Origin of the sequence: Streptomyces sp. NBC_00464 (assembly GCF_036013915.1) — a bacterium.
GTDB lineage: Bacteria > Actinomycetota > Actinomycetes > Streptomycetales > Streptomycetaceae > Streptomyces.
This window is the reverse complement of the sequence record NZ_CP107899.1, coordinates 7,532,636-7,556,974: the sequence shown is the minus strand read 5'-3', so window position 1 is coordinate 7,556,974 and position 24,339 is coordinate 7,532,636. Positions and strand designations below refer to the sequence as shown.

At 70.9% G+C, this 24,339-nt stretch carries 20 protein-coding genes; 7 read left to right on the top strand and 13 right to left on the bottom strand.

The genetic code is table 11. The features are described from left to right. Positions 1-228, top strand: a complete 228-nt coding sequence (locus OG912_RS33960) for a phosphopantetheine-binding protein (RefSeq protein WP_327712648.1) — start codon at positions 1-3, stop codon at positions 226-228. Continuing rightward, positions 225-4,163 (top strand): amino acid adenylation domain-containing protein, encoded by a 3,939-nt coding sequence (locus tag OG912_RS33955; RefSeq protein ID WP_327712647.1) that lies wholly within the window; start codon positions 225-227, stop codon positions 4,161-4,163. The genes OG912_RS33960 and OG912_RS33955 overlap by 4 nt, the downstream gene beginning before the upstream one ends. 25 nt (positions 4,164-4,188) lie before the next feature. Here the strand turns inward: OG912_RS33955 and fes are convergent, their stop codons facing one another. After that, positions 4,189-5,457: an enterochelin esterase gene (gene fes, locus OG912_RS33950; protein ID WP_327712646.1), complete on the bottom strand. Its 1,269-nt coding sequence runs from the start codon at positions 5,455-5,457 to the stop codon at positions 4,189-4,191. Between the two features lie 175 nt (positions 5,458-5,632). Between fes and OG912_RS33945 the strand changes: the two genes are divergently transcribed. Then, complete coding sequence (locus tag OG912_RS33945) at positions 5,633-6,694, top strand: YncE family protein (protein WP_327712645.1); 1,062 nt, start codon at positions 5,633-5,635, stop codon at positions 6,692-6,694. Between the two features lie 88 nt (positions 6,695-6,782). Here OG912_RS33945 and OG912_RS33940 read toward each other — a convergent pair whose 3' ends face one another. From OG912_RS33940 to OG912_RS33920, 5 genes are read right to left on the bottom strand one after another with little or no spacing between them, the layout of a single operon-like run. After that, positions 6,783-9,581, bottom strand: coding sequence for a hypothetical protein (locus tag OG912_RS33940; protein ID WP_327712644.1), 2,799 nt, complete (start codon positions 9,579-9,581; stop codon positions 6,783-6,785). Continuing rightward, a complete protein-coding gene (locus tag OG912_RS33935; protein ID WP_327712643.1) occupies positions 9,578-10,690 on the bottom strand; it encodes an ATP-binding protein in 1,113 nt (370 codons plus the stop codon). The genes OG912_RS33940 and OG912_RS33935 overlap by 4 nt, the downstream gene beginning before the upstream one ends. Positions 10,691-10,702: 12 nt before the next feature. After that, positions 10,703-12,133, bottom strand: a complete 1,431-nt coding sequence (locus tag OG912_RS33930) for a VWA domain-containing protein (protein WP_327712642.1) — start codon at positions 12,131-12,133, stop codon at positions 10,703-10,705. Continuing rightward, positions 12,130-13,518 (bottom strand): hypothetical protein, encoded by a 1,389-nt coding sequence (locus OG912_RS33925; protein WP_443061116.1) that lies wholly within the window; start codon positions 13,516-13,518, stop codon positions 12,130-12,132. The genes OG912_RS33930 and OG912_RS33925 overlap by 4 nt, the downstream gene beginning before the upstream one ends. Continuing rightward, positions 13,518-14,021 (bottom strand): hypothetical protein, encoded by a 504-nt coding sequence (locus OG912_RS33920; RefSeq protein WP_327712640.1) that lies wholly within the window; start codon positions 14,019-14,021, stop codon positions 13,518-13,520. The genes OG912_RS33925 and OG912_RS33920 overlap by 1 nt, the downstream gene beginning before the upstream one ends. A 242-nt stretch (positions 14,022-14,263) precedes the next feature. Between OG912_RS33920 and OG912_RS33915 the strand changes: the two genes are divergently transcribed. After that, positions 14,264-14,695 (top strand): DUF6083 domain-containing protein, encoded by a 432-nt coding sequence (locus OG912_RS33915; RefSeq protein WP_327712639.1) that lies wholly within the window; start codon positions 14,264-14,266, stop codon positions 14,693-14,695. A gap of 78 nt (positions 14,696-14,773) precedes the next feature. Here the strand turns inward: OG912_RS33915 and OG912_RS33910 are convergent, their stop codons facing one another. From OG912_RS33910 to OG912_RS33895, 4 genes are all read right to left on the bottom strand, one after another. Further along, a complete protein-coding gene (locus OG912_RS33910; RefSeq protein WP_327712638.1) occupies positions 14,774-15,556 on the bottom strand; it encodes an SGNH/GDSL hydrolase family protein in 783 nt (260 codons plus the stop codon). Then, entirely contained in the window at positions 15,543-16,112 is a 570-nt protein-coding gene (locus tag OG912_RS33905; protein WP_327712637.1) for a PadR family transcriptional regulator, read from the bottom strand. The genes OG912_RS33910 and OG912_RS33905 overlap by 14 nt, the downstream gene beginning before the upstream one ends. Positions 16,113-16,336: 224 nt before the next feature. Continuing rightward, a complete protein-coding gene (locus OG912_RS33900; RefSeq protein WP_327713610.1) occupies positions 16,337-16,741 on the bottom strand; it encodes a VOC family protein in 405 nt (134 codons plus the stop codon). A 171-nt stretch (positions 16,742-16,912) separates the two neighbouring features. Further along, a complete protein-coding gene (locus OG912_RS33895; protein ID WP_327713609.1) occupies positions 16,913-17,371 on the bottom strand; it encodes a MarR family transcriptional regulator in 459 nt (152 codons plus the stop codon). Positions 17,372-17,513: 142 nt separating this feature from the next. On the opposite strand from OG912_RS33895, the gene OG912_RS33890 reads away from it, so the two are divergent. Continuing rightward, on the top strand, positions 17,514-18,329 hold the full coding sequence (locus OG912_RS33890; RefSeq protein WP_327712636.1) for an alpha/beta fold hydrolase: 816 nt from the start codon (positions 17,514-17,516) through the stop codon (positions 18,327-18,329). Positions 18,330-18,408: 79 nt separating this feature from the next. Here the strand turns inward: OG912_RS33890 and OG912_RS33885 are convergent, their stop codons facing one another. Beyond that, positions 18,409-19,491: a GH25 family lysozyme gene (locus OG912_RS33885; RefSeq protein ID WP_327712635.1), complete on the bottom strand. Its 1,083-nt coding sequence runs from the start codon at positions 19,489-19,491 to the stop codon at positions 18,409-18,411. A gap of 144 nt (positions 19,492-19,635) precedes the next feature. Between OG912_RS33885 and OG912_RS33880 the strand changes: the two genes are divergently transcribed. Together OG912_RS33880 and OG912_RS33875 are read left to right on the top strand one after the other, a co-directional pair. After that, on the top strand, positions 19,636-20,502 hold the full coding sequence (locus tag OG912_RS33880) for a peptidoglycan DD-metalloendopeptidase family protein (RefSeq protein WP_327712634.1): 867 nt from the start codon (positions 19,636-19,638) through the stop codon (positions 20,500-20,502). 187 nt (positions 20,503-20,689) lie between these two features. Next, positions 20,690-22,900, top strand: coding sequence for a HelD family protein (locus tag OG912_RS33875; RefSeq protein WP_327712633.1), 2,211 nt, complete (start codon positions 20,690-20,692; stop codon positions 22,898-22,900). 6 nt (positions 22,901-22,906) lie between these two features. On the opposite strand, the gene OG912_RS33870 is transcribed toward OG912_RS33875, so the two are convergent. Both OG912_RS33870 and OG912_RS33865 read right to left on the bottom strand, forming a co-directional pair. Next, complete coding sequence (locus OG912_RS33870) at positions 22,907-23,341, bottom strand: hypothetical protein (RefSeq protein ID WP_327713608.1); 435 nt, start codon at positions 23,339-23,341, stop codon at positions 22,907-22,909. Between the two features lie 74 nt (positions 23,342-23,415). Continuing rightward, positions 23,416-23,964, bottom strand: coding sequence for an FABP family protein (locus tag OG912_RS33865; protein ID WP_327712632.1), 549 nt, complete (start codon positions 23,962-23,964; stop codon positions 23,416-23,418). Between the last annotated feature and the right edge of the window lie 375 nt (positions 23,965-24,339).

Below are 24,339 nucleotides of genomic sequence, written 5' to 3'. Positions count from 1 at the left end.
GTGGCCCTCACCCTGGAACGGATCCGCAACGACGTCGCCGAGTCCCTGGGCGAGGATCCCTCGGACATCCCCCTCGACGAGAACCTCCTCGACTACGGTCTCGACTCGGTCCGCATCATGGCACTGCTCGGGCGGTGGCGTCGCGATCACGGCGTGCGGGCCGACTTCGCCGATCTCGCCGAACAGCCCGCCATCGAGGCCTGGGCCCCGCTGCTGGGGGTCTCATGACGGCCCTGCTCACCGACGGCACCGGCGTCGGCACGGCGACGGAAGGGCCGGACACCGTACTGCCGTTGACCGCTGCCCAGTCGGGCATGTGGTACGCGCAGTCGCTCGACCCACTCAGTCCGGCGCAGAACACCGCGGAGTTCCTGGAGATCGACGGACCGCTCGACCCTGAGGTGTTCGCCACGGCTCTGCGCCGGGTCACCGCCGAGGCGGACGCGCTGCGCGTCCGGATCGAGGACGGTCCGCAGGGCCCGCGTCAGATCGTCGCGGCCTCGATCGAGCTCCCGTTCACGGTGCACGACCTGACGGGTGTGCCCGACGCGGACCGGCAGGCGCAGGCGTGGATGCGTGCCGACCTTGCCGAGCCGTGCGATCTGACGGCCGGACCGCTGTTCCGGCACGCACTCTTCCGCGTCGGGGAGGAACGCTGGCTCTGGTATCAGCGGATCCATCACCTCGTCATGGACGGCTTCGGCTATTCCCTGCTCGTCCGGCGCACGGCCGAGATCTACTCGGCACTGGTCCGGGAGGAGGGTCCGAGCCCTCGGGTCTTCGGAACGCTCCGCGACCTCGTCGCGCACGACGCGGGCTACCGGGCGTCGGAGGCGTTCACGGCCGACCGCACCCACTGGTCCGAGACCTTCGCCGACCGGCCCGAGGTGCCGAGGCTCGCGGGCCGTGGCGCGCTGCCGTCGCGCACGTTCCTGCGCCGCAGCGCCCACCTCGGCCCGCACTCGACCGACCGGGTGCGAGAACTCGCGACGCGCCTCCGCGCGACCTGGCCGGAGGTGCTGATCGCCGCACAGGCGCTCTACACCTCCCGGGCGACCGCCTGCTCCGAGGTGGTGCTCGGGCTGCCCATGATGGGCCGGGTCGGGTCGGTCGCGCTGCGCGTGCCGGGCATGGTGATGAACGTCCTGCCGCTGCGGCTGACCGTCACCCCGGGCGGGAGCTTCGCCGAGCTGGTACGCCAGGTCGTGGTGGGTATCCGCGAGGTCCGCCGCCATCAGCGCTACCGCTACGAGGACATCCGCCGCGATCTGCGGTTGCTCGGCGAGAACCGGGGCCTGGTGGGTCCGCTCGTCAATGTGATGCCCTTCGACTACGACGTGGACTTCGCGGGTGCGCCGGTCCGGGCCCGCAACCTGTCCGCGGGCCCGGTGGACGACCTGACCGTCAACATCTACGACCGCGCGGACGGCCGCGGGCTGCGCATCGACCACGACGGCAATCCGGCCCTGTACGACGAGGACGCCCTCGCCGCCCATCAGGAGCGCTTCCTGCACCTCGTGGACCGGCTGACCGCGGCGGACCCGCACGCCGCGCTTGCCGCGCACGGCATCGCGACCCCTGCCGAACACGCCCTGGTGGTCGATCAGTTCAACCGCACGGACCGGGTGCTGCCGCCGACGACGCTGATCGGGCCGATCGAGGCGCAGGCCGCCCGCACCCCGGGCGCGACCGCTTTGGTGTACGGGGACGCCGCCCTCACCTACGCGGAGCTGAACACCCGCGCCAACCGGCTGGCCCGGCACCTGCGGACCCTGGGCGCCCGGCCGGGGACCGTGGTGGCCGTGGCGGTGCCGCGCTCCGTGGAGCTGATCGTCTCACTGCTCGCCGTACTGAAGGCGGGAGCCGCGTACCTGCCGCTCGACCCGGAGTACCCGGCGGAGCGGATCACGTACATGCTGCGGGACGCGGCACCCGTCTGTGTCGTCACCGACCGTGCCGGCCGCCTCCCCGACGACGCGGCGACGGCGCAGGTCATCCTGGACGGCCTCGATGTGTCCGGGTACCCGTGGTGCGATCCGTCGCGCCCGCTGACACCCGCCCACCCGGCGTACGTCATCTACACCTCGGGGTCCACCGGCCGGCCGAAGGGTGTCGTCGTGTCGCACGGCGCGATCGACAACCGGCTGCGCTGGATGCAGGACACCTACGGTCTGACGGCGGACGACCGGGTGCTGCAGAAGACGCCCTCGTCGTTCGACGTGTCCGTATGGGAGTTCTTCTGGCCGCTGCGCGAGGGTGCGGCACTGGTCGTCGCGGAGCCGGGCGGCCACAAGGACCCCGGCTATCTGGCCCGGCTGATCCGCGACCGGTCCGTCACCACCTGCCATTTCGTGCCGTCGATGCTCCAGGTCTTCCTCGCGGAGGCGGACCCCGCCGCGTGCGCCGGACTGCGGCAGGTGTTCTGCAGCGGGGAGGCACTGCCCCGGGAGACCGCGCACGCCTTCGGGCGCGGGCTGCCGCATGTCGAGCTGCACAATCTGTACGGTCCGACGGAAGCGGCCGTCGACGTCACGTTCCACGCGTGCGCGGCCCACGACACCGGGCCTGTGCCGATCGGGCAGCCCGTGTGGAACACCCGTCTGTACGTACTCGACGCGGCGCTGCGGCCCTGTCCGCCGGGGGTGCCCGGCGAGCTGTACCTGGCGGGCCGGCAGCTCGCCGACGGCTATCTGGACCGGCCGGAGCTGACCGCCGCCCGGTTCGTCGCCGACCCCTTCGGGGCCCCGGGGCAGCGGATGTACCACACGGGGGATCTGGCGCGCTGGACGGAGCAGGGCGAGGCCGAGTACCTCGGACGCACGGACCACCAGGTCAAGCTGCGCGGGCAGCGCATCGAACTCGGCGAGATCGAGGCCGCGCTGGCCGCCCTGCCGCAGGTGGACGGCGCCTGCGCCCTGGTGCGTGAGGACGGGCCCGGCGAACAGCGGCTCGTCGGTTACGTGACGGGATCCGCCGATCCCGCGGCCGTGCGGGCCGCACTGGCCCGTGCGCTTCCGGAGCACATGGTGCCGTCGGCGGTGGTCGCGCTCGACGCCTTCCCGCTGAGCCCCAACGGGAAGCTGGACCGCCGCGAACTGCCCGCCCCCGTCTTCACCGGAGGCGGCGGCGGAGGCGGGCAGCGGGTGATGAGCGCCCGTGAGGAGGCGCTGGCGCTGCTGTTCGCGGAGGTGCTCGGGGCTGCCGCGGTGGGGCCCGACGACGCGTTCTTCGACCTGGGCGGGACCTCTCTGCTCGCGGTCCGGCTCGTGGGGCGGGTGCGGGAGAAGTTCGGCACCGAGCTGACGATCGGTTCGCTGTTCGAGGCGTCCACCCCGGCCGCGCTCGCCGCCCGGATCGACGATGCGGGAACCGCGTCCGGGGACGCCCTGGACGTCGTCCTTCGACTGCGTGGCGGGAACGCGCGGACACCGCTGTTCGCCATCCACCCGGCGGGCGGCATCGCCTGGTGCTATGCCGGGCTGGCCGCCCGTCTGGGTCCGGATCAACCGGTGTACGGCATCCAGGCACGCGGTCTGCTCCGCGATGAACCGCTGCCGAGGACGCTGGAGGACGAGGCCGCCGACTACGTCATGCGCATCCGGGAGGTGCAGGCGCACGGCCCCTACCGACTGCTGGGCTGGTCGGTGGGCGGGGTCCTCGCGCACACGGTGGCCGTGCTGCTCCAGGAGAGCGGTCAGGAGGTCGAACTCCTCGCACTGCTCGACGCGTTCCCCGCCGAACAGTGGCGGGAGCGGCCGGCACCCGAGGAGGGCGACGCCCTCACCGCGGTGCTGCGCATGGCGGGCTTCGAGCGCACCGGGGAACGCACCCGCGAGGACGTGCTCGCCACGCTGCGCCGGGCGGGCAGTCCGCTCGCCGGGCTCGCGGACGGGACGCTGTCGAAGATCGTCGACATCGTGCCCAACCATGCCCGCATGATGCGTGAGCACGTGCACCGGAGTTACGAGGGCGACCTGTTGTTCTTCACCGCGGCGGCTCCGCGGGCGGAGGACTGGCTCACGCGTGAGGCGTGGCGCACCCATGTGACGGGCGCCGTCGTCAACCACGATCTGGACTGCACGCACCCGCAGTTGATGCAGGACCGGTTCCTGGACACGATCGGGGATGTGCTGACGGCACGGCTGGAGAAGCTGGACGCATGACCGAGGGGCGGCCCGGCCCCATTGGTCAGGGGGCCGGGGTGCCCGGGGTCAGCAGGTCCACCAGACCGTCCGCGAGTTCCGTACGCCAGCAGAGGTAGTCGTGGCCGCCGTTGAACTCCCGGTAGGAGGCGTCCTCGTAGCCGGCGGACGCGAGCGTGTCGCGCAGCCGGCGTGCAGCGGGAAGGGCCACCCACTCCTGCTCGCCGAAGGAGAGCCAGAACCGGACCGGCAGGCGCGGGGATTCAGCGATCCGCGCGGTGAGCCACTCGGCTTCCGGACCGTCCGGCCACCAGAACGATCCGGACTGCGCAAGGACGTTGCCGAAACGGCCGGGCGCGGTGAGCGCCGCATAGGCGGCGGTGAGTCCGCCCAGGCTCTGGCCGGCGACGACGGTGCTCGCGGGGTCGTCCGTGACCGGCAGCCGCGCGGCCGTCCAGGGCAGCAGTTCGTCGTTGAGGAACGCGACGAAGTCGGGGCTGCAGGCCAGGTCCGACCAGCGGGTGGCCGCATCGACGGACTCCGGCAGGAGGGCCACGAGCGGGGGGATGCGTCCGTCGGCGATGAGGTTGTCCAGGAGATGGGCGAGCCCGAGGTGCGGCTGCCAGTGTTCGCCGTCCAGGAGGACGAGCACCGGCAGTTCCGTCGCTCCGTGCTCGCCTGCGGGCTCGTACATCCATACGCGCCGGCTGCCGCCGAGGCGCTCGGACGGAACCTCGTGCGCGGACACCTCTCCCCGGGCGACGCCCGGTCGCGGCCGCCAGTCCCGGGCGCTCGGGGCGGCCGGGAGCTCGGCGCAGGAGACCGGGTCGCCACCCCAACGACGGGGAAGCGAAAGCCGGTTCAGTGGATCGTGACGGCGCAGGGTGCGCAGCCGTTGCCAGTAGTCGGCCGCTTCCGGACCGGGCCCCTCGCCCTCGTCGACGTAGAAGTCGTACGTGCCCCGCCAGTCGTGCCGCAGACGCAGCGTCCAGTGCCAGACATCCGTACCGGGCACGTGCTCCATCAGGTTGCCCTCGGGGTCCCGCGGGTCACCGAGCTTGTTGGGCAGCACCTGTACGGCGCGGGTGCCGGGGGCACCGCGCCAGAGGAACGTCACGGCGACGTGGTCGTCGCCGCCCATGGGGTCCGGCCCGACGAGCGGCGTTCCGGATCCGGCCACCCGGGCCCAGAACTCCTCGGCGCCGTCCGGGCCCGGCAGGGCGCAGACGGGTTCCATGAGCCGGGTCAGCGGGTCCGGCCGTGCTGTCCTGGGCGGTCGCTGAGGGGCGCCCTGGGGCGGCACGGACGTGATCATGAAAGTGGCTCCGAATGACGGGGTGTTCTACTTAGGGTCACCTTACCTTCAAACCGCACAGCCGGTTGTCGCGTAATCCAGGTCACACACCTGAAAGAGTGTTACTTAGGTAAGCCTAAGCTAAATTTCTGGAGTACGAATCCCCGTGAACCACCTTCAGGGAGTTGACCCCAGCATGACCTCACCCACCCGCAGCCTGCGTCGCACCGGAACCTGTGCGGCCATCGCCGTCGTGCTCGCCGCAGGCAGCACCGCGGCACTGACGGGCACGGCGACCGCGCAGAGCCGGCCGGCCGTTTCGCCGGTCACCACCGCGCCGGTGGCCACCGGCCTCTACCAGTCCTCCTACTCGGAGCGGAACCACGTTCTGTGGACCACCTCTTCGGTGGGGCGGCCGCCGGTGACGAACTCCGCCCTGACAAAGGTGGACCCCCTGACGCTCAAGGTGAAGGCGACCTACACGCCGCCGGTCACGGACGCCGCCACCGGCGCGGTCGAGGCGGTCTACGGGGTGGCGGTCGACGACGAGCACAACACCGTCTGGACCACCAACACCCGCAACAACTCGGTCGCCGTCTACAGCCAGCGCACCGGCGAGCACCTCGCCACGCTCCCGAACGTGGCGCACGCCCGGGAGATCGTCGTCGACGAGCGCCACGACACCGTGTGGGCGAGCTCCTACGGGGACGGCACGCTCGTCGCCTTCGACAGCCGCACCCTCAAGGAGAAGAAGCGCGTCACGGTCGAGGGTTCGGGCCCGGCCGGCCTGGCCCTGGACGAGAAGTCCGGCACCGTCTACGCCGCCGACCTCACCAACGACCGGATCATCCAGGTCACCACCCGCTCCACGGCCCCGCGGCTCATCCCCACCGGTGACGGCCCGATCTCCGTCTCCCTGTCCAAGGACGGCCGGACCGCCTACACCGCCAACCAGACCGGCGGGGACGTCTCGGTCGTGGACCTTCGCAAGGGCCTCGTCACCAAGTCCGTCGCCACCGGCCAGGGCCCGTTGTCCGTCGCCACGGACACCCGCTCGGGCAACGTGCTCGTGGTCAACCGCACGGACGCCACCGTCTCGGTCGTCGACCCCCGCAAGGGCGGCGTCGTGGAGACCGTGACCACCGGCGCCAACCCCAACCACATCGAGGTCGCCGGCGGCTCCGCCTACGTCGTCGACAAGTCCGGCGCGGGCGCCGACGGCAAGGACCAGCTGCACCGCATCCGCCTCGCACGCTGATTCCTCATCACCCGCCGAAGGGGTCCGGCCCACCGTGTCACGCGGTGGGCCGGACCCCTTCGGCGCCATCGGGCCGCACCCCCGGCCCTCAGCCGGCCAGCAGTGCTTCCAGAGCCACCGCGGTGTCCGGGTGCCTGTCGGCCAGGGCCACCCCCGCCCGGCCGGAACCGGGCTCCTCCCATGTCCCTTCGCAGCCCAGCAGAGCCGCCACCGCGTCGCAGGTCCCCGGGTGGGCGGCGAGCAGCGTGCAGCCACGGGCAGCCTCCCGACGGCCGGCCGACGGCGCCTCCGGCTGCACCCGCCACGGCGGTATCCACGCGTCGAGCGCCGCGAGACTGCCGGGGAAGGTCCGTCCGGCCTCACGGATCAGCAGCGGGGCCAGGTCGGCGCCGCCCGCCCGCAAGGTGGTGACCAGGGTCGGCAGCCAGGGCAGGAGCACCGGGTCGGGCAGCCGTCCGAACGCCTGCGACACCGCCTCCACCACGAAGTCCGTGAGGCCCGGGACGGGTTCCAGGGCGTGGACCAGGCCGCTGAGGTAGCGCGGGTACGCGGGCACCACCAGGGGGTTGCCCAGCAGTGCGTCGCACCGTGACCGCAGCTCCGCGCGGGAGAGATGCCCGAGCTGCACCTGTGCTGCCCACAGGAGCGCCGTCCTCGACGGCTCCTGCGGATGCGACTGGGCCAGGGCCAGCTGGAGCTGGGCACGGTCGCAGCCCAGCGAGAGGGCCAGGTTCTCCATGCTGAACAGGAAGCCGAGCATGGCCGCCACTTGGCGGACGGTGGCGTCGTCGTCGGTGAACGACATCGGCAGCAGGGTGCAGTAGTGCGCGTACCCGGTCTTGACGAAGGACTCGATCCATGGAGGCAGTACCGGCTCGCTGGTGCGGTAGTACGCCAGCAGCCGCCGTACCCTGCGCAGTACCTCCGGTGCCCCGTCGACGTTGCGTTCGGCCGCCAGCACATCCAGCGCGCGGGTGCCCAGTTCGTCGGCCAGGCGGCTGCTGCGCAGGTACAGCGTCGCGTCCTCGACGGCTTCCAGGACGCTCGCCGCGGTGGCCTGCGGGGCGTAGGCCGCACGGCGCAGCCGCTGCTCCAGGACCTGTTCGATGCTGACGCCCTCGTAGCCGAGCTCGATGAGGGCCCGCTGGTGGGTGCCCAGAGCCAGGTCCCACGACTCCTGGATCGACCGCTCCCCCAGGCTCCGCTCACCCATGATCGGCCTCGCGGCGCCCGGTGGCATCAGTCGGCGCAGCATCCACAGGACGTCGGAGCACCGCTCCAGCTCCGGCCGGGAGGCGATGTCGAGGAGTGCCCGCTGCACACCGCGCTGTTCGAGCCGCAGATCGAGAGCCGCGAGCCGGTCGTGCACGTCGCGGGCCAAGGGTGGCAGGGCGTCGTAGCCGACCTGGCCGACCCGGTCGCCGCCCATCATGATCTCCACCAGCCGGCGCACATCGCGCCGGCCGGGCACGGTGTCCTTCTCGATGCAGGTGACGGCCGCGTCCTGGAAGTCGTACGGCGTCGGCCTCGCCCGGTCGCGCATTCCGGCCAGCAGGATCGACGTCTCGAACACCGCGATGGCATCGGCGGTGGAGGCGAGATAGCCGTTGCGGCGGGCGGCGCGCACGATCTCCACGCACCAGCCGAGCAGTTCGGCCTCGTCGAGCCGGTCGAGGACGGGCGGCCGCCGGAGGAATCCGGACAGCTTGTCGTCGGGTTCGGCCGCCGGTCCGGGAACCGGCGCGGCCACGGCCTTTCTGGCCCTCGGCTTCCTCCCGCCCGCCTGCCCGGCCAGGCGGAACGGCTCCACGCGGGTGCGCCGGAGGTTCTTCGCCCAGAGTGTCGCGGCGATCGACACCGAGCCGGCGGCAAGGCCGAACTGTGCCTCGATCGCCGCGTGGCTGGACGGGATCAGTCCGTGCTGCCACTTCGTGGCGGTGCGCGGGGCGATCTCGAAGGTGTCGCTGCCGTGGATGCCGAACTCCGCGACCCGGCTGGCGGCGTGGAAGGCGCCGCAGACGTAGAGACCGTCGGCGGGGTCGGTCCCGGTCGCGGCCAGGTGGGCGCGCATCCGCGTCCACATGTGGCGTTCGCGGTCCTCGTCCACGCGTACCCGGTGCGGGTCGCCCGGAGCGAGGTGGCGGAAGAGGCTGCCGATCAGGAGCATGACCTGGCGGTAGGTGTCGCGGTCGCCCTCGCCCAGCGGCAGTTCCACGTACTGGTGCCACCACTCCGACCAGTGCCGCACCTTGCCGTGACGCAGCAGATGCTCCTCCAGCTCGGCGAAGCGGGGCCGCAGGTCGCCGATGCCCACGCCGACCGCGTCGCCGTGCAGGGCGGCCTCCTCCTCGGCGGGCGGCGCCTCGGAGCCGGGTGACGCCGAGTCGTTGTCGGGGTGTTCGGCTCGGGCGTCCCACTGGTAGACGTGGTCCGATGAGCGGTCGACGAGGACCAGTTCGACGCCCGGCGTGTCGAGTGCGTAGGCGATCGCCTGGTACTCGGCCGAGGCCTCGGTGATCGGGGCGACCACCGACAACGGGGCCCATTCGGCCGGGAAGCCGTCAGTCTCGGTCGCGAACGCCTGGACCGCCACGGGGAGCCGGCAGTTGCGCAGCTCGGCCAGGAGCGGAGCCATGTCCTCGCACAGCTCCAGGTAGACGACCTTCGGCTGCTTCTCCCGCAGCCGGCGTGCCATCGCGATCGCCGAGGCGGGCGAGTGGTGACAGACGGGAAAGATCTCCAGGGGCTCACGCACGGCACGGTCCACGTCGTCGACGATGCCGAGGAGGATGGACTCCAGGGCGTCGGGTCCGTCGGCGAACGTCGCGGCGGCCTCCTGCAACTGCGTGCGCAGCTCTTCGAAGCTCCGCTCGTGCGAGCCGGTCATGACAGGGTGGCGATCGTCTCGCGGCCGCCCTCCAGGAACTCGGGCCAGGATCCGCCCTCTTCCTTGCTGCGGGGCTCGACGACGCCGTGCAGGTACTTGTTGAGGATGGCCAGGTCCTCGGGGTCCCGCCGGGCCAGCGAGCCGACGAGCGAGGATGCCAGGGTGCGGGCGGTCAGGTCGCGTTCACCGAAGAAGTTGCCGTGCAGGATCGCGTCCTCCAGCACGCCGATCTGCTCGGCGGTGGACAGGGCGGACTCCAGCTTCTCGTCGTCGCTGCCGGCCGCGGCCGCGGAGGCACGCAGATCGGCGAAGCTCTGCAGCAGCACGTCGAGGAGCGTCGGGGGCACGTCGAGCTCGATGCTGTGGCGGCGCAGCAGTTCCTCGGTGCGGAAGCGGACGATCTCCGCCTCGCTCTTCTTGTTCGTCACCACCGGGATGCGTACGAAGTTGAAGCGACGCTTGAGCGCCGAGGACAGGTCGTTGACACCCCGGTCCCGGCTGTTGGCCGTGGCGATGATCGAGAAGCCGGGCTTGGCGAAGACGATGTTGTCGCTGTCCAGCTCGGGGACCGAGATGTACTTCTCGGACAGGATCGAGATCAGCGCGTCCTGGACGTCGCTGGTGGAACGGGTCAGCTCCTCGAAGCGGCCGATCGCACCGGCCTCCATCGCCGTCATGATCGGTGAGGGGATCATGGACTGCCGCGACTGTCCCTTGGCGATGACCATGGAGACGTTCCAGGAGTACTTGATGTGGTCCTCCGTGGTACCGGCCGTGCCCTGCACGACCAGCGTGGAGTTGCGGCAGATCGCGGCGGACAGCAACTCGGCCAGCCAGCTCTTGCCGGTGCCGGGGTCGCCGATGAGCAGCAGTCCGCGGTCGGAGGCCAGGGTCACGATGGAGCGCTCGACGAAACTGCGGTCGCCGTACCACTTCTGTGTGATCTCCCGGTCGAGGCCGTCGGCACGTTCGGAGCCCAGGATGAACAGGCGGACCATCTTCGGGGAGAGCCGCCAGGAGAAGGGCTTGGGGCTGTCGTCGACGGACTCGAGCCACGCCAGTTCCTCGGCGTACTTGATCTCGGCGGGGGCGCGCAACAGGTCGGACATGAGAGGCCCTTTCTAGGCGAGGAACGTCTTGAGCTCGTGGACGAGCTTGCGGATGTGGCCGGAGAGCACCGGCGTGCCAAGGGCCTTGAAGCGCTCGCGGAACCAGGGGTTGACCTCCTGGCGGCCGGAGCTGGTGACCGAGCCGACGGGGATGAACTTCACTCCGGAGCGGTGGACGGCCTCGATGCCCTCGTAGAGCGGCTGGGAGCGGTCGAACTCGTAGAAGTCGGAGATCCACACCATCACGGTGTCCTGGGGGTCGGTGATCTTCGGACGGGCCATCGCCATCGCGACGGGACCGTCGTTTCCCCCGCCGAGCTTGGTGCGGAGCAGGGTCTCGAAGGGGTCGTGCACCCAGGGGGTGAGGTCGAGCGCCTGGGTGTCGTACGCGATCAGGTGGACGTCCACCTTCGGCAGTCCGGCGAAGACCGACGCCAGGATGGTGCAGTTCACCATCGAGTCGACCATCGAGCCCGACTGGTCCACGACGACGATCAGCCGCTGGGGTGTCGTCTTGCGCGCGGTGTGCCGGTAGTAGAGGCGGTCGACGTACAACCGCTCCTCCTCCGGGCTCCAGTTGGTGAGGTTCTTCCAGATCGTGCGGTCGAGGTCGAGATTGCGGAACACGCGCTTGGGCGGGACGGAGCGGTCCACGGCTCCCACCGTGGACTTCTCCACCTGGGTACGCAGCACTTCGGCGACCTCGTCGACGAAGCGGCGGATCAGGGCCTTGGCGTTGGCCAGAGCGATGCCCGAGAGGTTGTTCTTGTCCCGCAGCAGTTGTTCGATGAGCGACATGCTGGGGGTGAGCTGCGACGCGAGGACGGGGTCGGCCAGCACCTCACGCAGGTGCATCCGCCGGACGAGGTCGGCTTCGAGGGCGCCGAGTTCGGGCCCGATCGTGGGAATCAGCCGGGCGAGGTCGGGCTGCGGACCACGCCCGGAGCCTCCTCCCCCGGTGCGGCCGCCGCGCAGTTCGCCGGGCGTGCAGCCGAGCGCACGTTCCAGCCATCCCGCGTCGGACTGCCAGCGCGCCAGTTGTCCGGCGGTGACCGTACCGGAGCCGGACGAGAAGACGTTGAGGAGCACCTTCGACACCAGCGCCGCCCGTCGCACCTCCGCGGCCCGGTCCCGGGTGCCGTCGTCGTCGGGCCCGGGGGTCATCAGACCGTCGAACTCGTCGGCCAGCTCGGGGTGGCGCTGCACGACCGAGTCGACCGAGGCCTGCGGGTCCAGCAGTGCGGACGGCAACCGGAGGTCCTCGACGACGGCGAGGCTCGCCGACTCCAGCGCGGGCTGCTCCTCGGGGTCGAAGAGGCGGGCAAGGAGGCGCCAGTACAGGACCTGGCGGCGGTTCTCGTGCGGGTCGGCCTCGGGGGTGCGCGGGGACACGGCCGGGTCCGACGCGGACCGGGCCGACTGGTCGGTCATGTGCTCCGTCATTTCCGCAGCAGCCTTCCCGCACGCTCCCTGAGTACGGCCATGGCGTCGGTGGCGGCCTTCTCGGCCCTGACGCCGGTTTTGTCGGTCGTGCCGCCGGCCCAGCCACCGGCGTGCAGCGCGACGGCCTTCTTCCGTACGGTCGTCTCGACGGCCAGGGGCTGGAGGCGGTAGGCTCCTGCGTCCCAACGCAGCAGGGCGATGCACGCGCCGGACCCGGCGACGGCTTCCGGTGTGAGCGGCCCGGCGGCCGGAATGCGGTCGGTGTCGACCTCCAGCGGATGACCGGCCACGGTGAAGGTCAGCGTGCCGTCGTCCTGTTGCACGGTATATCCCTCCAGGAACACGGGAACGGCGATGCGCGCCGGATGGCGGTCCAGGGGTGCCGTGACCGTGTCGGTGGCAGCGGGCAGGGCAACCCTGGCGGTGACGAAGGCGTCGGCGGGCTCGCCCTGACGTGCGTGTGCTTCGCTCCAGATCAGGTCGCCCGCACCGGTGACCGGCATGGCGTCGAGCTCCATCGAGCGGCCCTCACCGACGGCGGCCAGAAGGGACATGTGCGGGCGGAGCAGCTGCCAGACGCCGGCTCCGACCACCGTGTCGGGCTTGGGCACCGCTATGCCGGCCCGCACCAGACGGGGAGCGGTGCCGTCGGCGGGCTCGAACACCGCGTGGACCTGGGCCTGCGCTGCGGTGGGGTGTTCATGCAGGTCGACGCCGAGGGGCAGGAGCCGGCCGGTGGCCGTGTCCGTCGCGGACGCCTCGGCCGCACCGGGCAGCGTCAGCAGCAGCGCGCGCGACCACAGGTCGGCCCAGCGGCGCGCCGGCACCCGTTTCGCAGACGCACCCGGGCAGGACGCGGCGAGTTCGGCTGCGAATCCGTCGAGCAGGGTCGCAAGCCGGCGCAGAGCGGGGTCGGGGAGCATCGCGGCGACGACGGGCGCCGCCCCCGAGACGACGTCGTGGTCCATTCCCTGCCAGCCGGCACGGGCCAGATCGGCGAGCCAGGATCGAGCGGCCGTGAGCAGATTCACCGCGGCCCTGCTCTCAGGTGCCGGTACTCCGGCCTCGCCGCCCGGTCTGCCGATCGCTTCCTCGACGCGACTCATCAGCGCGTCGTGGACGGAGCCGAGCAGCGCGGTGCGGGCGGCTGCGAGGGCGACGAAGTCGTCCTCGCCCGCGGATCCGTCCGCGGTCCTCCCGGCCGCCTCGGCGACCCTCTCGGCCAGTGGCGTGCCCGCGACGGCGTGGGCGAACTCTGCCAGGGCGGCGGCCCGGTCGGGCCGGGGGCGCAGCAGACCGTCGACGAGGGCCCGGTCGAAGGAGTCGACGGCCTCCAGGGCCTCGTCGAGCCCCGGAATGGATTCGAGGAGCAGATCGGTGCGCATCACGCCACCGTCCTGGTCGGCGGGAACCACTGCATCTCCGGCAACGGTGCGGTGCTCGGCTCGAGTTCGAGGTAGGCCAGGTGGCGCAGGAAGCGGCTGAATACGGGGGCGGCGTCCTTGGTGTCCCCCTGCGAGGGACGGGTCCCGCTCATGCAGGCCTCGATGGTCTGCGCGCTCGGCTCCCCGTCCGCGGTCTCCACCTTCAGATAGCCGGCCACGCGCTCGGCGCCGTACTGGAGCACCGCCTCGTTGATCAGGGCCCTGATGTGATTGCAGAACGAACCGCGCGCGCCGCCGCAGGGCCTGTTGTTGTTGGTGCTGCAGGCGAACGCGTACGCGCCGGCGGCGACCGACGAGACGTAGACCCGCCCGATGTCCGAGCCGCTCGACACGACGCCCTGCAGGCGCCCGCCGGCCAGCTCGACGAACGGGACCTTGGCCAGTTTGCGTGGCCGCGCGGGGGCGGTCACCCGCGCCGTGCTCGACCTCTCCCAGTCCGACAACGCACCATCTCCTATGCACCGAGGGGGTGTCCGCGCCACAACGGCGGAACACCACTGAACCTACGTGCGACCACTGACAACGCCGGTCGCTCAGGTACTCGGGCAGGACGACCGACCCACCGCCGCTGTGTCCGGTCCGTTTCTCGCGCGGTGCATGGCAGCACACCGCGCGGGTTCTTCCGACCCGGTACGGCCGGATTGCGGCCTACCGGACCCGACGGCCTGTATGGACGCTGTGGGGTATGGGGGACATCGAGAATTCCGCCACCGGTCCGGACCGACCCGACGACGCGACGCAGGCGGCCCTCGAAGGTGCCACCGCCCCGCCTCCGCCCGCCCCGCCCGACTGCCCGCACTGCGGCCTCGTCCAGGACCGCCATCCGACCGGCTACGACGGGCACTGGGTCCTCCTCGAACCCCGGGTCGTCGTCGCCGCCCACACCGTCCCGCCGCGCCGGCGCTGGATCCTCGCCCCGGACGGCACCGCCATGAACCTCTGGGATGCCGAACCGCTGCCCGGCACCCGGTGCCGCATCGCGCACCGCGCCGTCTGCCCCTGCCTCGCCCTTGAGGACGCCCCCTCGTGGCTCACCGGGCTCCGGCAGAAGAACGAACACCGGGCGCAGCGGCTGTTCGAGGTCCCGGACGAAGGGGACCCGCCCGACGCCTGCTGACGGACGTCCGGCCCATGGGCCACAGCGGCCGGCGTACGGACGGCTTCCGCCTCACCCGCTGTTACGCGCCCCGGGTCGTCAGGAACCGTCGCTCAACGGCAGGAGCTGCGGGCGCTTGGCGGTACGCCCGTCGCCGGACGACCGACCGCGCAGCCGGCGTCCGAGCCAGGGGCCGAGGAAGGCGGCCGCCCACCGCAGTTCGGCTCCTGCGGACCGCAGGCCCGTGGGGAGCGCCTGGGGCGGAAGGGGGTGTGTCCAGGTGTCGTCGCTGCCGGGCAGGCCGACGGCCTGGGCGACGGCGGCAGCGATCCGCGCGTGGCCGAGGGAGCTGGTGTGGAGCCGGTCCACGCTCCACAGGCGCGTATCGGTGGCCACCGGGTGCAGGTCGATCTCGGCGACCGCGACCCCGTGGCGGGCCGCCGCGGCACGGATATGGGTGTTGAGGTCCGACACCCGGGACCCGAGGGGCCGGGCGGCAGGCGCGATCTTTCCCACGTCGGGGAAGGTCAGCGTTGCCACCTGGGCCCCGGCGGCCGTCAGCGCGGCGAACATCTCCTCCAGGTGCCCGACCACCTCTGCGGCGTCGAACCGCGGCCGGAGCACGTCATTGACCCCGGCGACGACGGTGGCCAGGTCGGGGCGCAGGGCCAGCGCGGGGCCCAGCTGCTCCCTGTGCACCTGACCGGCGACACGTCCTCGAACGGCCAGATTCGCGTACTGAAGGCCGGGGTTGGACGCCGCGACATGCTCGGCGAACCGGTCCGCCCAGCCCCGCAGGCCCACGGTGTCGTCGCCGTCGCCGATGCCTTCGGTCTGGCTGTCGCCCAGCGCGACGTACCTCAGGAACTCACCGCTCTGCATGGGCTGCCTGCCTCTCCCGCAGCACGGCGGTGGTCCGCAGGCACCAGTCCCGGTGGCCCTGCTCGAAGGCCACGCCGCGCAGGCACGTGAGGTACGGCCCGATCCGGTCGCCGTGGCGGAGGAACTCCTCTTCGTCGGCGTCCCCGCGCATCTGCCGCAGCAGCTTGTCGAGAAGCTCGATCTTCGCCTCGGCCGCGGACACACGCTCTTCGAGCTGTTCGATCACCTGCGCGGTGCCGATGCCGTCGGCCGACTGGACCTTGACGAGGAGGTCGTCGCGGATGAACGACGGCTTCGACGGCGTTGCGGCGAACTTCTCCAGCTCGTCCCGCCCGGCGTCGGTGACGTGGAAGAGTCGCTTGTTGGGCCGGGTCTCCTGAACCACCTGGCGGCCCACGACCAGCCCTTCCTTCTCCAGCCTGGCCAGTTCGGTGTACAGCTGCTGGGGCAGGGCGTGCCAGAAGTTCGCCACGCCGATGTCGAACGCCTTCGCCAGCTGGTATCCGCTGTACTCGCCGTCCAGCAGCGCCGCCAGCACGGCATGTCGCAAGGCCATCGAAGCAGCCTCCCTCTCTCGCCCCTCGCCCGTCAGCCCGGTGACACCGGCCGCAGTACATCGTACTCAAGAATATGACTAGTCAAATCCTTGCGTACAAGCTTCCGCGAGAGCGAGCCCTGACGAACAGCGGGAACAGCACTGCCGCGGCTCCGTCGGAGCCGCGGCAGCCGACCGGCACAGGGCGCGACCGCGCGCGTGCGGAGAAGGACGCGGGAGCGGCCTTACGACGCCGCGGGCGTCACTTCGTGACTTCCGTACGGGCGCGTGATGATCTCCATGCCGTGACCTGCGGGATCCATGAAATACAGCCCGCGCCCGCCGTGGTGGCGGTTGATCTCGCCGGGCTGCTTGAGGTGCGGATCGGCGTAGTACGTCACTCCCGCCGCCTCAATACGCTGCAGCGCGACGTCGAACTCGGCGTCGCCGATGAGAAAGGCGTAATGCTGCGGGGTGATCGATTCGGCCGGAATGGTGGCGAAGTCCAGCGTGACGCCGTTGCTGAGCGAGACCGGAATGAACGGACCCCACTCCGTGCCTACTTCGAGATCCAGAAGATGAGCCAGGAACTCGGCGGATTCCCGGTTGGACCGGGCGTGGACGATCGTGTGATTCAACTCGACAGACAAAGTGGAATGCCTCCGAAGGCATCTCACGGACACCTCCATGCCTCACCCAGCCGGTGACCAGCACGCGATGCCGTCCCGCGATCATATGAGCGCCGCCGTCGGCCTGTCGAGCGATATCGGGCCGACCCCCCGCCCCGAGCCGTTCGGCCTACGCGGGCACCCGGCCCCGCTTCACGCCCGCAGGCGGCCCACCGCCTCAGGGGTGAGGTGCCGGGCCAGCACATCGAGAGCTTCGGCGACCTCGCGCAGCCGCCCGGGGTCGTCCGTACCGAGGGCTGCGGCCAGCGCGTCGTCGATCCGGGACGCCCGCACCTCGGCAACCCGATCGGACACATCGGGCGCCCTTCGGATCAACTGCCGCCTGCCGTCGGCGGGGTCGGGCGCCGTCACGATCGAACCCGCGTCCTTCAGCCGGGCCACCGCGCCCGAGACCTGACTCTGGGGCAGCCCCGTGCGCACCGCGATCGCACTCACCGAGGTGTCCGGGTGGCCGAGGAGGTCACTCAGCACGACGAGAGCCGCACGGGTGCCGACGCGGCGCGTGTCCGCCGAGGGAGGCGGCTCCGGAAGGGCCTCCTCCCCGATCTTCATCAGAGTCCGGCCGAGGAGGAACAGCCGAACCGGGGTCATCGAGGGGCTCATGGCCCGCATGCTACTCCAGATTCATCACTAACGATGCATCTTTATTGATGCATCATCATAGATGCACTACGTTACGGAGGACAGTCGAGGTGCTCGCCGCCCCGCATGCCCCACCGACACAGGAGGTCCGATGTTCCTTGCCACCGACGGCGCCACACTCCACTACGAAGTCCGCGGTTCCGGCCCGCTGCTGCTCGTCTCCCAGAGCGGCGAGGGCGACGCCGACCGCAGCACCGACCTGGTCGATCTGCTCGTCGACCGCTACACGGTGGTCACATACGACCGGAGGGGCCTGTCCCGCAGCACGCTCGCCGATCCCGGGCAACGGGTGAGCATGACGCAGCACGCCGACGACGTGCACCGGATCCTGGCCGAACTGACGGACGAGCCCGCCCTGATGCTCGGATGCAGCATGGGCGCCGCCATCGGACTGCACCTCGCGATCACCCACCCCGAACAGCTGGAACGGCTCGTCGCCCACGATCCCGTCACACCGTCACTGCTGCCCACCGGGCAGCGCGAGCGCCACACCGCCGAACTCGCGCACCTGCAGAAGGTCTACCGCGACGGCGGGCTCGAAGCGGCCTTCCCCGAAATCGCCAGAGTGCTCGGCATCGATCCCGCACACCAGGAGACCGAGCCCGACCTCACCCCCATGCCGCTCACCCCGCGCCGCCTCGCCAACTTCGACTTCTTCATCGACCGCGACTTCACGGCAGTGGCCGAGGCCGAACTCGCCCCGGAGTCCCTGCGGGCAGCGCCCGTACGCATCGTCGCCGCCTGCGGCAGCACCACGGCGCCGTCGGCCTTCGTCGGACAGTGCGCCCAGAGCCTCGCCGAACTGATGGGCCGGCGGACCGTGCCGTTTCCCGGCGGGCACAACGGCAACACCACGCACCCCCGTGCGTACGCGGCACGGCTTCAGGACGTACTCACCCGGGCGTGACCGCGACAACCGGAGGGCCGGGCCCCTGAACCGACGCCGGTTCGCCGCCCGCGGGATGCGGGTGCCGGCGTGGTGCGGTTCAGTCCCACTGGTCCTGGTTGATGAAGCGGCTGTAGCCCCGCCAGGAGTTGGGGCCCATCACGCCGTCGATGGGTCCCGTGTAGCCGTGGGCCGCGGCCAGCCGCTGGACGGCGGCCCAGGTGTTGGTTCCGGGTACGCCGTCGAGGGGGCCGGTATAGCCCCAGTTACGCATGTTCAGCTGGAGTGCCGCGTAGGTGTTGGGGCCCGGGACGCCGTCGATCGGTCCGGTGTACCCCGACTGGATCCGCAGCCAGTTCTGCGTCCGCTGCCACATCACCGGCCCCGGAACACCGTCCTGCTCCGTCGACGTCTTCGGCAACCCACCGTCCGGTGGCGGGTCGGTCGGCTCGGTGAGGTCGAACGCCCAGGAGCGGGCGAGGTTCAGATCGACCGGGGAAGCGCCACCGGCGGACCCCACGGAGGTGTACTGGTGCGCCGCCCAGTCGGGATAGCGGCCGCCGAGGTCGGGTGCACCGGGCCAGGTGCCGTCGTTCGGCCCCCAGGAGGCGGCCCACAGATGGGCGCCGGCGGCGATCGTGCGGCTCCAGGTGCCGGACCGCAGTGCTCCGGTGCTGATGTAGAACCAGGGCACATAACTGCCGACCCGCTCCCGCACACGGTTGAACCAGGCGGACACGTCCGCGTCGCCCCACAGGCGGGTCGAGTCGTCCAGCACCTCGACATCCAGCGCGAGCACGTCGCCGACCCGGTAGTCGTGCAGGTGGTCCACGAAGTAGTCGGCGGCGGCAGTGGGAGCGAGGAAGTCCCCCGACAACCAGTAGTGCCCCACTCGCAGTCCGGCGGCTCGGGCTCCGTCGACATGGCCGGGATAGGAGGATGTGGTGTAGGGGCCCTCGGCAAGCTGACACCCCCCGGCCTTGGCGATGACGAAGCGCCGACCCTCCGCCGCCACCCGGGCATAGTCGATGCCCTGCTGATAGTTGGAGACGTCCACGCCCTCCAGGTCGGCCGCCCGGGTGCCGACAGGACCGTCGGCAGCCGCGGCACCGGCGGCCAGGACGATTCCGGCCGGGGCCAGCGCCGTCGCCACGGCACCACGAATCAGGGTTCTCCTACGCATGTCTTCTCCGGTGGGGGCGGGGATCCCGGCGCGGATGCACCAGGAGTGAACATGTCATGTGCTTATCAAAATCTATGCGCGTAGGCTACCGTGACCCCGCACCCTCTGGCCAGGCCAAGTAGCCTTATTCATAAGGGAGTTGCTGTGTGTGAGAAGCACGGATCCGAAGACGGCCGGGAGATCCGGCCGCGGCTTGAGATAAGCAGGCGCACGTTACTGCGGGGCTCGGTCACCACGCTCGGCCTGGCGGCCGGCGGGGTCCTGTTCTCGGGCAACCCCGCCCAGGCGCTGGACATCTACAACCCGTTCAGCGGCTATCAGATCACCGGCACCTGGCAGGACCACCTCAACGACGGCTCCCTGGGTGGAATCGACTACGGGATGGGGGTCGGCACCGCGCTGCCGGCCGCGGGAGCCGGAGTCATCACGAACATCCCGGACAACGGCACCGGCGGCCACACGGTGACCATCACCCACAGCGACGGCTACCGGACGCAGTACATGCATCTGTCGCAGTTCCTGCTGGCCAACGGCGCCTCGGTCGGCAAGGGCGGAATCGTCGGCCGCTCCGGGGGTGCCGTCGGCGCGCCCGGTTCCGGGAGCTCCACCGGACCGCACGTGCACTGGCATCTGATCACCCCGGGCGGCACCCGCGTCAACCCGCTGAACTACCTCGGGGGCGGTGGTGGGTTGCCGAAGACGTCGACGGAGCAGGACGGTGTTCCGGGGCCGGTGATGTGGCAGCGGACGCAGAACTGGCTGCGGATCCAGTCGGGGTACACCGGACCGATCGACGGCGTCCCGGGCCCCAACACCTACGCGGCACTCCAGCTGAACATGCGTAACTGGGGCTATACCGGCCCCCTCGACGGCGTACCCGGAACCAACACCTGGGCCGCCGTCCAGCGGCTGGCCGCGGCCCACGGCTACACGGGACCCATCGACGGCGTGATGGGCCCCAACTCCTGGCGGGGCTACAGCCGCTTCATCAACCAGGACCAGTGGGACTGAACCGCACCACGGTCGACATCACCTGACATACAGCACAGAAAACCCCCGGTCCGCAATGGTGGACCGGGGGTTTTCCCGGGTATATTGATTCTTTCTGTGCGCCCACAGAAAAGGCCCCTCTCAGGGGGCCACTAAGAAGCACCATATCCGGCAGGGAGCAATGTTGTCAACTCGGGAAATCGATGAGTTGCAGAAAGAGCAGGAATTCATCGACCGGCTCTACGAACGTGTCGACGCGGTGCGCGGAGTCGCCGCTCAGCACGTCGAGGACGCGCTGACGCCGGTCGGCAACGGGCTGCAGGCCCGTCTCGAACGCGATGTGCTCGTCTCCGAACGCTCGGGTCTGCTGGCCGCCCTGAATGCGGTGGACGGCTCGCTCTGTTTCGGCCGCATCGATCTCTCCGACGGCGCCGCGCACCATATCGGCCGCATCGGAATCCGCGAGGACGACACCGCGCACACCCCTCTGCTGATCGACTGGCGTGCGCCGGTCGCCCGCCCCTTCTATCTCGCCACCGGTCACACGCCCATGGGACTGCGCCGGCGCAGGCACATCACCACCGAGGGCCGCTCCGTCACCGAGCTGCACGACGAGATCCTCGACGTCGGAGACCGCCGGCGCACCGGATTCGAGGACCCGAGCGGCGACACCGTGCTGCTCGCCGCCGTGAACTCCGCCCGGACCGGCCGCATGGGCGACATCGTGCGGACCATCCAGGCGGAGCAGGACCGCATCATCCGCGCCCCGCACCGCGGTGTGCTCGTCGTCGAGGGCGGGCCCGGTACCGGAAAGACGGCGGTGGCACTGCACCGGGCGGCGTTCCTCCTGTACGAACACCGTGAGCTGCTCGCCAAGCGCGCCGTCCTGATCGTGGGCCCCAACCCGGCCTTCCTGAGCTACATCGGCGAAGTGCTGCCCGCGCTCGGCGAGACCGGAGTGCTGCTCGCCACTCAGGCCGAGCTCTTTCCCGGGGTCCACGCCGACGGGACCGACACGCCCCGCGCCGCCGCCGTCAAGGGCGCTGAGCCCATGGCCGAGGCGCTCGCCATGGCCGTACGCGACCGGCAGGTGCTGCCCGAGCCCGGGGCCCCGCTGATCATCCGGCACGACGACGGGGACCTGATCCTGGACTGGGAGATCGCCTACGAGGCCCGGCAGGCGGCCCGCGAAACCCTGTTGCCGCACAACCTGGCCCGCCCGCACTTCGCGTTCCGGATCATCGACGCCCTCACCGCACAGCTCACGGAGCGCATCGGTGCCGACCCGTACGGCGGTCCCAACTTCCTCGGCCCCGACGACATCGCCCAGCTCGGCAAGGGTGTCGCCGTCAGCAAGGCAGTGCACAGCGCCATCGACGAGCTGTGGCCGCCGCTCACCCCGGAGGGGTTCCTCGGCGACTACCTGGCCGAGCCCGTCTACGTACCGGAGGATGACGCGGCGGCGATCCGGCGTGCACCCGGCGACGGACGGTGGACCCCCGCGGACGTACCGCTGCTCGACGAGGCGGCGGAACTGCTCGGGGTAGACGACAGCGCCGAGCAGGCGGCCGCGGAGGCCGAGCGCCAGGAGCGGATCGCGTATGCGCAGGGCGTGCTGGAGCTGTCGAGGGGCTCGGAGTCCTTCGAGTTCGAGGACGAGGAGTCCGAGGTCCTGGCCGCCCACGACATCATCGACGCCGAGCGGATGGCGGAACGGCAGGAGGAGGCCGATCACCGCAGCGCGGCCGAGCGCGCCGCCGCCGACCGTACCTGGGCCTTCGGGCACATCATCGTCGACGAGGCGCAGGAGCTGTCGCCGATGGCGTGGCGGCTGCTCATGCGCCGCTCACCGACGCGCTCGATGACCCTGGTCGGCGACCCCGCGCAGACCTCGGAGGAGGCGGGGGTCGGCTCGTGGGAGAAGATCCTGGGTCCGTACGTCGACGACCGCTTCGAGCACGTCGCGCTCAAGGTCAACTACCGTACGCCCGCCGAGATCATGGAGCTGGCCGCCAGGGTACTGCGCGCCCACGACCCCTCCTTCGAGCCGCCCGCCTCGGTGCGGTCCACCGGCGAGGTGCCGTGGATGCGGGACGCCGGGGACGACCTGGCGGGCGCGGTGGCTCGGGCGGTGGTGGAGCTGACGCCCGAGGAGGGGCGCCTCGCCGTGATCGCGCCCAGGGCGCTCCACCAGGAGATCGCCGCTCCCCTGGAGGGGGTCACGGCCGGCACCGAGCCCGATCTGACCCACCCGGTGGTCCTGCTCGATCCCCGGCAGGCCAAGGGGCTCGAATTCGACCATGTGCTGGTCGTGGAGCCTGCGCTGTTCGGGACCAGTGATCTGTACGTGGCCCTGACCCGGGCCACGCAGTGCCTGGGCATCATCCACCGGGAGAAGCTGCCCGAGGCGCTGCGCTGAGTCCACTCAGGCCAGAGCTGGGTCCGTGAGGTCGAGGCGCAGCCGGTTTCTCCAGTCATTGGTGAAAACGGCGGTCGCGCCCTCGTAGTGCACCCCCACGAAGGGATTGGAGTTCCACATGACGGCCACCCACCGCAAGGAGTGGTCGCTGCCGAGACGGGCGAGGTAGCCGACGTTGCCCATCCCGCTGCCGCCGCCGCACATCCATCCCGTTCCGTCCGGCAGCAGGCTCTCGAAGTGGGGGTCCACCTCGGTGGTCCCGCTCAACTCGATGAGCTGGGCCACGTCGACCGGCCCGCCGAGACGGAACGGGATCGGCCGTCCGGCGTCCGGGTGGTAGGCCCCGGGACCATCCACATGGATCTCCGGGGCGGTGTCGTCCGGCCGGTACAGCGCGTCCTCGTAGGGCATCTCTCCGGCCGCCCACAGCCGCCCGACCATTCCCACGGACCCACCCCACCGATTTCGTGGTCCCGTGCCCACGGCACGAGTCCGTTGCGTTCCCCGACAGCAGGTCAGTCGCGGCCCGCGCGGCGCAGTTGCGCCGAGAGGTGGTGCTGGAGGGGCAGGCCGACCGCCGCGAGGTCGTGGGTGAAGTCGAGCGTGTCGTCGTCGTTGAGCGTATAGCGCCGACGGGTGGCGTCGACCTGCTTGGCAGTGGGGGTGAGGGCGACTCGGTGGGTGGCGAGGTCGGCCGCTCCGTCGGCCGCACGGCCGGTCAGAATCTCCGCGACGCCGGTGGGCTGGGTGATCAGCGCCTCTACACGCCCGTCCGGCTGCATCCGCCACCAGCCGCTCTCCCGCGCCGAAGGGCGCAGCGGGTCACCGTCCGCGTCCAGCAGCCAGGCGCGCGCCTCGTAGTGGAGGAACGGCCGCCCGTCATGACTGAAGGTGACCTCCTGCCCGTACACGAATTCCTCGGCAAGGGTCGGATACCCACCGCGGCCCCCGCCGGTCCAGCTGCCCAGGAATCCGAGCAGAGGTTCCAACAGGGGGTGCGGTGCGGGCAGTTGGTCCGGCCGAAGGGCATCGCCGTACGGGTGCTTCCGGGCGGGGTCGAACATGAGGTGCGCTCCTGGGTCGGGGCCGTTGCCGGTTCGCAGCCTAAGGGCTGTCCCGCCCCGTGAGACGGAGGGTCCTGCCGGCGCCTGCACCGCGAGACCGTTGCCCGACTTCGCTCGTACAGGGGCGCACCAAAATTGCAGAGCGTATTCGATGACGCCGCGTGAGTAACCCTTATTTGGTTGGCCATCACAGGCTTGAGTGATGGCATATGCCAAATCCTGAGTACTGAGCGTAAGCAGGATGGGCGTCTGGGACCGTGTCTGCCATCTGCTGTCCGTACGACGATTGGGGAAGGCATGGCAAGCAGTGGCCCGCCGGTGCCAGGTCCGGGCGCACCGCCGCCCGGACCTCGTGCAAGGCGGACGCCGGCGGCG

Excerpts from the sequence above, each read along its gene's own strand:
- OG912_RS33955 (WP_327712647.1), top strand. The coding sequence starts at position 225 with ATGACGGCCCTGCTCACCGACGGCACCGGCGTCGGCACGGCGACGGAA.
- fes (WP_327712646.1), bottom strand. The coding sequence starts at position 5,457 with ATGATCACGTCCGTGCCGCCCCAGGGCGCCCCTCAGCGACCGCCCAGG.
- OG912_RS33945 (WP_327712645.1), top strand. The coding sequence starts at position 5,633 with ATGACCTCACCCACCCGCAGCCTGCGTCGCACCGGAACCTGTGCGGCC.
- OG912_RS33940 (WP_327712644.1), bottom strand. The coding sequence starts at position 9,581 with ATGACCGGCTCGCACGAGCGGAGCTTCGAAGAGCTGCGCACGCAGTTG.
- OG912_RS33935 (WP_327712643.1), bottom strand. The coding sequence starts at position 10,690 with ATGTCCGACCTGTTGCGCGCCCCCGCCGAGATCAAGTACGCCGAGGAA.
- OG912_RS33930 (WP_327712642.1), bottom strand. The coding sequence starts at position 12,133 with ATGACGGAGCACATGACCGACCAGTCGGCCCGGTCCGCGTCGGACCCG.
- OG912_RS33925 (WP_443061116.1), bottom strand. The coding sequence starts at position 13,518 with ATGCGCACCGATCTGCTCCTCGAATCCATTCCGGGGCTCGACGAGGCC.
- OG912_RS33915 (WP_327712639.1), top strand. The coding sequence starts at position 14,264 with ATGGGGGACATCGAGAATTCCGCCACCGGTCCGGACCGACCCGACGAC.
- OG912_RS33910 (WP_327712638.1), bottom strand. The coding sequence starts at position 15,556 with ATGCAGAGCGGTGAGTTCCTGAGGTACGTCGCGCTGGGCGACAGCCAG.
- OG912_RS33905 (WP_327712637.1), bottom strand. The coding sequence starts at position 16,112 with ATGGCCTTGCGACATGCCGTGCTGGCGGCGCTGCTGGACGGCGAGTAC.
- OG912_RS33895 (WP_327713609.1), bottom strand. The coding sequence starts at position 17,371 with ATGACCCCGGTTCGGCTGTTCCTCCTCGGCCGGACTCTGATGAAGATC.
- OG912_RS33890 (WP_327712636.1), top strand. The coding sequence starts at position 17,514 with ATGTTCCTTGCCACCGACGGCGCCACACTCCACTACGAAGTCCGCGGT.
- OG912_RS33885 (WP_327712635.1), bottom strand. The coding sequence starts at position 19,491 with ATGCGTAGGAGAACCCTGATTCGTGGTGCCGTGGCGACGGCGCTGGCC.
- OG912_RS33870 (WP_327713608.1), bottom strand. The coding sequence starts at position 23,341 with ATGGTCGGGCGGCTGTGGGCGGCCGGAGAGATGCCCTACGAGGACGCG.
- OG912_RS33865 (WP_327712632.1), bottom strand. The coding sequence starts at position 23,964 with ATGTTCGACCCCGCCCGGAAGCACCCGTACGGCGATGCCCTTCGGCCG.